This window comes from Microbacterium sp., from assembly GCF_051953575.1.
Lineage (GTDB): Bacteria > Actinomycetota > Actinomycetes > Actinomycetales > Microbacteriaceae > Microbacterium.
Genome location: NZ_JBQCIP010000205.1, coordinates 1 through 7,981 on the forward strand (window position 1 = coordinate 1; position 7,981 = coordinate 7,981).

General features: G+C 68.9%; 5 protein-coding genes and 1 pseudogene. 5 read left to right on the plus strand and 1 reads right to left on the minus strand.

Annotation, left to right across the window (positions count from 1 at the left end):
• Positions 1 to 35: 35 nt before the first annotated feature.
• The 3 genes from gcvT to gcvP are packed head-to-tail and all read left to right on the plus strand — an operon-like array spanning position 36 to position 4,448.
• Positions 36 to 1,148, plus strand: a complete 1,113-nt coding sequence (gcvT, locus tag ACTHNQ_RS12570; protein ID WP_440333843.1) for a glycine cleavage system aminomethyltransferase GcvT — start codon at positions 36 to 38, stop codon at positions 1,146 to 1,148.
• A 28-nt stretch (positions 1,149 to 1,176) separates the two neighbouring features.
• Positions 1,177 to 1,560: a glycine cleavage system protein GcvH gene (gcvH, locus tag ACTHNQ_RS12575; protein WP_440333836.1), complete on the plus strand. Its 384-nt coding sequence runs from the start codon at positions 1,177 to 1,179 to the stop codon at positions 1,558 to 1,560.
• Entirely contained in the window at positions 1,557 to 4,448 is a 2,892-nt protein-coding gene (gene gcvP / locus ACTHNQ_RS12580) for an aminomethyl-transferring glycine dehydrogenase (RefSeq protein WP_440333838.1), read from the plus strand. Before gcvH ends, gcvP begins: the two co-directional genes overlap by 4 nt.
• Before the next feature lie 46 nt (positions 4,449 to 4,494).
• On the opposite strand, the gene ACTHNQ_RS12585 is transcribed toward gcvP, so the two are convergent.
• A complete protein-coding gene (locus tag ACTHNQ_RS12585; protein WP_440333839.1) occupies positions 4,495 to 5,310 on the minus strand; it encodes a CPBP family intramembrane glutamic endopeptidase in 816 nt (271 codons plus the stop codon).
• Between the two features lie 196 nt (positions 5,311 to 5,506).
• On the opposite strand from ACTHNQ_RS12585, the gene ACTHNQ_RS12590 reads away from it, so the two are divergent.
• Positions 5,507 to 7,339: an ABC transporter family substrate-binding protein gene (locus tag ACTHNQ_RS12590; protein ID WP_440333841.1), complete on the plus strand. Its 1,833-nt coding sequence runs from the start codon at positions 5,507 to 5,509 to the stop codon at positions 7,337 to 7,339.
• Positions 7,340 to 7,508: 169 nt separating this feature from the next.
• A pseudogene (locus tag ACTHNQ_RS12595) lies at positions 7,509 to 7,981 on the plus strand (ABC transporter permease); the annotation flags it as partial.

A 7,981-nucleotide genomic window follows, 5' to 3' on the forward strand; every position in this document is an offset into this window, starting at 1 on the left:
TCAGACGCCTGCCCGCCCACGACCGGGAGAACTCGATGACCGAACTCCGCACGACTGCCCTGCACGATCGCCATGAGGCGCTCGGCGCCTCGTTCACCGACTTCGGCGGCTGGCTCATGCCGGTGCGCTACACGTCGGACCTTGCGGAGCATCACGCGGTGCGCACGACCGCGGGCCTGTTCGACATCTCGCACATGGCAGAGTTCGAGGTCAGCGGGCCGGACGCGGGCGCCTTCCTCGACTACGCCCTCGCGGGCGCGATCTCGCCGATGCGCGTCGGCAAGGCGAAGTACTCGCTCGTCCTCGCGGAGTCGGGCGGCATCGTCGACGACGTCATCGTCTACCGCCTGGCCGACGAGCGCTTCCTGGTGATCGCGAACGCCGGGAACCGGGATGCCGTCGCCGCGGCGCTCACGGAGCGCCTGGCAGGGTTCGACACCGAGGTGGTCGACAGCACCGACGCGTTCTCGCTGATCGCAGTCCAGGGTCCGGTCGCGAGGGCGGTCGTGGAGGCGACCTCCGGCATCGCCGACGTGCAGCCCTCGTTCGCCGAGCTCGGCTATTACGCGTGGTCGGACGGCACCTTCGACGGCGCGCCGCTGTTCGTCGCCCGCACCGGCTACACCGGCGAGGACGGCTTCGAGCTGCTCGTGCGCAACGAGTCCGCCCCCGCGCTGTGGGATGCCCTGCTCGCCGCAGGCGCACCGCTCGGCCTCGTGCCCGCGGGGCTCGCCGCGCGCGACACCCTCCGCCTGGAGGCCGGGATGCCGCTGTACGGCCACGAGCTGTCGCTCGACATCGTGCCCGCGCAGGCGGGTCTCGGCCGCGTCGTCGCCGTCGACAAGCCCGGTTTCGTCGGCAAGGCGGCGCTGGCGGCCGTCGTCGCCCCCGACGCGCCCGTCCTCGTCGGCATCGTCGCCGAGGGCAAGCGCGCCGGCCGCGCCGGCTACGCCGTGCTGAACGAGGCCGGCGAGCCCGTCGGCGAGATCACGAGCGGCGCGCTGAGCCCGACGCTCGGGCATCCGATCGCCATGGCGTTCGTCGCGCCCGCTTCGGCCGCCGTCGGCACGCCCCTGTCCATCGACGTGCGTGGGACCCGCATCCCCGCGACCGTGACCGCTCTCCCGTTCTATCAGCGCGCCCGCTGAGCCACCGACCCGCCTACCGGAGGAACCCATGACCGACCTCACCGCCCTCAAGTACACCGCCGAGCACGAATGGGTCGCCCTGGACGGCGACGTCGCGACCGTCGGCATCACCGAGTACGCCGCCGACAAGCTCGGCGACGTCGTGTTCGTCGAGCTGCCCGCCGTGGGCAGCGCGGTCACGGCGGCGACCGTCGTCGGCGAGATCGAGTCGACGAAGTCGGTCGGCGAGCTCTACGCCCCCCTGACGGGTGAGGTCGTCGAGGTCAACGACGCCGTCGTCGACGACCCGTCGCTGGTGAACGCCGACCCGTTCGGGGCCGGCTGGCTCGTGAAGATCACGGTCGACCCGGCCGCGATCGAGGGCCTCCTCGACCGCGACGCGTACATCTCGCTCACGGGCGGCGCCGAATGACGGGTCTGTTCGCCGACCGTCACATCGGGACGGATGCCGCCGCACAGCGCACGATGCTCGACGCGCTGGGCTACGACAGCGTCGATGCGCTCGTCGAGGCGGCAGTGCCGGCATCCATCCACGCGAAGCCCCGCACCACGAGCGACATCCGGCCGGCGGCCACCGAGGCGGAGGCCCTCGGGGAGCTGAGAGCGCTTGCGGCCCAGAACCGCACGGCTCGGCCCATGATCGGCCTGGGCTACGCCGACACGTTCACGCCCTCGGTGATCGCCCGCAACGTGCTCGAGAACCCGTCCTGGTACACGGCGTACACCCCGTACCAGCCCGAGATCTCGCAGGGACGCCTCGAGGCGCTCATCAACTTCCAGACGATGGTGACCGATCTCACGGGTCTCGCCACCGCCAACGCGTCGATGCTCGACGAGGCGACGGCCGCCGTCGAAGGGATGCTGGTGGCCCGCCGCGGCTCGAAGTCGGCGTCGAACGTGTTCGTCGTCGACGCGGACGCGCTGCCCCAGACGCGTGCCCTGCTCGCGCACCGCGCAGCCGCCGTCGGCATCGAGCTCGTCGTGCTCGACCTCGCGAACGGCGCGGCGCTGCCGGACGAGCACTTCGGCGTGCTCGTGCAGTACCCCGGCGCCTCGGGCCGCGTCTGGGACCCGTCGGGGGTCGTGGATGCCGCGCACGTCGCCGGGGCGCTGGTCGTCGTGGCCGCCGACATCCTGGCGCTCACGCTGCTGCGCTCCCCGGGCTCGCTCGGCGCCGATGTCGCCGTGGGCACGACGCAGCGCTTCGGGGTGCCGCTGGGCTTCGGCGGGCCGCACGCCGGCTACATGGCCGTCCGACAGGGGCTCGAGCGTCAGCTTCCCGGCCGTCTCGTGGGCGTCTCGCAGGACGCCGCCGGGCATCCTGCCTACCGGCTCGCGCTGCAGACGCGCGAGCAGCACATCCGCCGCGAGAAGGCGACCTCCAACATCTGCACGTCGCAGGTGCTGCTGGCCGTCATGGCCTCGATGTACGCCGTCTACCACGGCCCTGACGGCCTCCGCGCGATCGCGACCGACGTCGCGAAGAAGGCCGAGGCCCTCGCCGGGCGCCTGCGCTCGTACGGGCTCTCGCTGCGGTCGGACTCGTTCTTCGACACCATCCGCGTGACCACGCCTGGGCCGTCGCTTCGGGTCATCGAGCGTGCACGCGAGCGCGGCTACCAGCTCGCGTGGATCGACGATGCGACGGTCGGCGTCTCGGTGGACGAGACCACGACCGCGGACGACCTCGCCGCCGTGGCGTGGGCATTCGGGCTGCCCGAGGGCGAGTTCTCCGGTGCGGGTGCGCAGGGCGAGCGAGCGGTTCCCTTCGCGGATGCCGCACCCCTGGCCGGTGTGCCGTCGGAGCTCCACCGCGTCGAGGAGTTCCTCACGCACCCGGTGTTCACGTCGCACCGTTCCGAGACGGCGATGATGCGCTACCTCAAGCAGCTGTCGGACCGCGACTACGCGCTCGACCGGGGAATGATCCCGCTGGGCTCGTGCACGATGAAGCTCAACGCGGCGACCGAGATGGCGGCGGTGTCGTGGCCCGAGTTCTCGCGCGTGCACCCGTTCGCGCCCGAGGAGGACGTGCACGGCTACCTCGCGATGATCGAGCAGCTCGAGGTGTGGCTGGCCGAGGTCACCGGGTACGACGCGGTGTCGCTCCAGCCGAACGCCGGCTCGCAGGGCGAGCTCGCGGGCCTCATGGCGATCCGCGGCTACCACCGCGCGAACGGAGACCTCGGACGCACCGTGTGCCTCATCCCGTCGTCGGCCCACGGCACGAACGCCGCGTCCGCCGTGCTGGCGGGCATGCGGGTCGTGGTGGTCGCGTGCGACGACGCCGGCAACGTCGACCTCGACGACCTGCGCGCGAAGATCGCAACCCACGCGGACGAGCTCGCGGCACTCATGATCACGTACCCGTCGACGCACGGCGTCTACGAGCACGACGTGCTCGACATCACGCAGGCCGTGCACGACGCCGGCGGACAGGTGTACGTCGACGGAGCGAACCTCAACGCGCTCCTCGGCTACGCGCGGTTCGGCGACCTGGGCGGCGACGTCTCGCACCTCAACCTGCACAAGACGTTCGCCATCCCGCACGGCGGCGGCGGCCCGGGCGTCGGACCGGTGGCAGCCAAGGCGCACCTCGCGCCCTACCTGCCGTCGCACCCGCTCTCGCAGCGGCGTGACCACCCGGGGGGCGTCTTCGACGGCGGCCCGATCTCAGCCGCGCCCCACGGCTCGGCGAGCATCCTGCCGATCTCGTGGGCGTACGTGCGGATGATGGGCGCCGAGGGGCTGCGCAGCGCCACGGCCGCGGCGGTACTCGCAGCCAACTACATCGCCTTCCGTCTGCGGGAGCACTACCCGGTGCTGTACGCGGGCGAGGCGGGGCTCGTGGCCCACGAGTGCATCCTCGACCTGCGGCCCCTCAAGGAGGCGACCGGGGTGACCGTCGACGACGTGGCCAAGCGGCTCATCGACTACGGGTTCCACGCGCCGACGATGTCGTTCCCGGTCGCCGGCACCCTCATGGTCGAGCCCACCGAATCCGAGGACCTCGGCGAGATCGAGCGCTTCATCGAGGCGATGATCGCGATCAAGGCCGAGGCCGACCGCGTCGCCGCGGGGGAGTGGCCCGCGGACGACAACCCCCTCGTGAACGCCCCGCACACGGCCGAGTCCGTGGTCGCGGGGGAGTGGACCCACCCGTACTCGCGGGAGGCCGCGGTGTACCCCGTCCACGCCCTCGTGCGCACGAAGTACTGGCCCCCGGTGCGGCGCATCGACCAGGCGTACGGCGACCGCAACCTCGTGTGCGCCTGCCCGCCGATCGAGGCGTTCGCCTGACACCTCATGACGAAGGGATGCCGGTGCCCCCGGCATCCCCTCGTCGTCAGGAAGCGGGAGTCGGCGACGGGCTCGGGATGGGCGCGAACACGCCGGGCCACAGGGCTGCTGCCAGCGGATAGCCGACGAAGGCCACGATGTCGAGGATCGTGTGGGCGATGACGAGCGGCATGACGCGGCCCCAGCGGCGGTAGCACCAGCCGAACACGATGCCCATCACGACGTTGCCGATGATGGCGCCGAACCCCTGGTAGGCGTGATACGCGCCGCGGAGGGCGGCTGACGTCAGGATGATGCTCCAGTCGTTCCAGCCGAGCCGGCGGAGCCGGTCGAAGAGATACCCGATGAAGATGACCTCTTCGGTGAGGCCCGCCCGCAGCGCTGACAGCACCAGCAGCGGGACCGTCCACCATGCGGCATCCAGCGGCGATGCCACCACCGCCACGGTGATGCCGAGCGCGCGGCCTGCGGCGTAGAGCGCCAGGCCGGGCAGGCCGATGACCGCGGCCAGCAGCACGCCCCGTCCGAGGTCGCCGCCGAAGTGCGTGAAGTCGAGCCCGATGCGGCGCAGCGCGTTGCTCCCCGGCTCCCACAGCAGATACACGACGAGGGCGACGAGCGCGAGGGCGAAGAACACCGCGAGCAGCTGATAGACCACGTCCCAGACCGCCTGCGCATCGCGCGAGGGATTGACCTGCGTCTGCTGCGATCCCAGCGGGACGGGCGCCAAGAGCTTCCGCACCAGCGACAGCACCGAGTAGAGCGCGGACTGGCCCACCGTGACGGCCAGGACGATCCAGATCTCCCATGTGAGACGGCGGCGCTGATACCCGGTGCGGGAGGGCAGGGTACTCGATACCACACCATCGGAGGGCGGGAAAGAGGGGGTCACCTTGTCAGATTGTCACACTTCGCGTCGATTGAGTTAAGGCTCTGTAACGTTTTGGCCGATCGTTTTGACCATCTCACCAGCGATGCTTATCGTTTTCCCATCCGCGCGCCCGTCCGGTCTCCCATCTGACGTGCGCGCACAACCCTGCACAGGAGGAACAGTGAGAATGAAGCGCATCTCGGCCGCGGTGGCGCTCACCGCGGTCGGCGCACTGGCGATCTCGGGTTGCGCCGCCAACGGTGGCGGCAACGACTCGGGTGACGACTCCGGTCTCGTCGAAGGCTCGTCGATCACGGCGGCGTGGAACCAGGCGTTCTACTCGATGAACGGAAACACGTCGTTCGGTAACGCCACGGCGAACAACAACATCAACTACCTCGTCCTCGACGGCTTCAACTACTACGACAACACCCCGAAGCTCATCGAGAACAAGTCGTTCGGCTCCTACGAGAAGCTCTCGGACGACCCGCTGACGGTCAAGTACACGATCGCCGACGGCGTCAAGTGGTCCGACGGCGTGGACGTGGACGCCTCCGACCTCCTGCTGAACTGGGCCGCTCTGTCGCGCGCGCTCGACACGCCGGACTTCGACCCCACGCAGTACCAGGACGCCGAGACCGGCGAGTTCACGGGCGACCTCCCGACGGACGTCGTCTACTTCGACTCGGGCGCCACCCCGGACGCCGGTGTCGGCCTCGTCTCGCAGACCCCCGAGGTCAGCAAGGACGGCAAGTCGATCACGATGGTCTACGACAAGCCGTTCGTCGACTGGGAGCTCTCGTTCCCGAGCCCGCTCCCGGCGCACATCATCGGTGAGAAGGCCCTCAACCTCGATGACGCCAAGAAGGCCAAGGACGCCGTCGTCTCGGCGATCCAGGACAACGACGCCGCCGCTCTCGCGCCGATCTCGTCGTTCTGGAACTCGGGCTTCAACTTCACCGAGATGCCCGACGACACCTCCCTCGTCACCGCGAGCGGCCCGTACATGATCACCGACTTCGTCGCCGACCAGTACGTGACGCTGAAGGCGAACCCGGAGTACAAGGGCGAGAACGCGCCCAACATCGAAGAGATCACCATCCGCTTCATCCCGGACCCGCTCGCCGCGGTCCAGGCGCTGCAGAACGGTGAAGTCGACATCATCTCGCCCCAGGCCACGGCCGACATCAAGACCGCTCTCGACGCAGTCAAGGGCATCACGGTCAAGACCGGTGTCGAGGGCACGTACGAGCACGTCGACCTGCAGTTCGACCAGGGCAAGAACAGCCAGAACATCTTCTCGAACCCGAAGGCTCGTGAGGCGTTCCTCAAGACGATCCCGCGTCAGGAGATCCTCGACACGCTGATCAAGCCGATCGCCGGCGACGACGCGCTCCTGCGCAGCTCGCAGCTGTTCGTCCCGGGTGCCGAGGGCTACGACGAGTCGGTCAAAAACAACGGTTCGGACCAGTTCGCCGAGGTCGACATCGAAGGCGCCAAGCAGCTGCTGGCCGAGTCGGGCATCACCGACACCTCGGTCTGCATCCTGTACGCGTCGAACAACCCGCGTCGTGTCAACGAGTTCGCCCTGATCCAGCAGTCCGCTGCGCAGGCCGGCTTCAACGTCACCGACTGCGGTTCCGAGAAGTGGGGCGGCCTCCTGGGCACCCCGGGTGCCTACGACGCGTCGCTCTTCGGGTGGCAGTCGACCAGCCTCGGTGTGACCAACTCGCTGCCGACCTTCCAGACCGGTGCGATCAACAACCTGAACTTCTACTCGAACGCTGAGGTCGACGACCTCGTCGCTCAGCTGAACGTGGAGTTCGACGCCGACAAGCAGATCGAGCTGCAGCAGCAGATGGACAAGATCCTGTGGAACGACTTCTACGGTGTCACCATCTTCCAGTTCCCGGGCGTCACCGCCTTCAGCGACCGTGTGGAGGGCATCGACCCGTCGATCCTCGCTCCCACGATCTTCTGGAACGCGTGGGACTGGGCCGTCACCGACTCGGGAGAGTGACAGACACGCGGTAGTCACCGTGCTTCGGCACTGACCACCGAGGTGGGGTGCAGGTCCCCCTGGGGGACCTGCACCTCGCCGCGTTACACTCCTCTCAGCGGCGGGCAGGAGGTCGGCAGCACGCCGGCTCGTGTCCCTGCTGATTCATCGATTGGCAGGCGGCCACACCATGGCTTCATTCATCATTCGGCGACTGATCGCATCGATCTTCGTGCTCTTCGCCGCGACATTCCTGATGTATCTGCTGGTGGCTTACTCGGGTGATCCCCTTGAAGACCTCCGGCTGAGCAACGCTCCTAACAAGGAGTCCCTCATCGAGGCGCGTACCAAGCTCCTCAACCTCGACGTCCCCCCGCCGCTGCGCTACTTCCTGTGGCTCGGCGGCATCTTCCGCGGCGACTTCGGCATCTCCATCCAGAACCAGCCCGTCAACGCCCTCCTGGGCAACGCCATCACGTCGACGCTGACGCTGGTCACGACGGCGACCATCGTCGCGATGGTCCTGGGCATCACCGTCGGCATCGTGTCGGCGCTGCGTCAGTACACCGGGTTCGACTACAGCGTGACGCTCATCGCGTTCCTGTTCTTCTCGCTCCCGATCTTCTGGGTCGCCGTGCTCCTCAAGCAGTACGGCGCCATCCA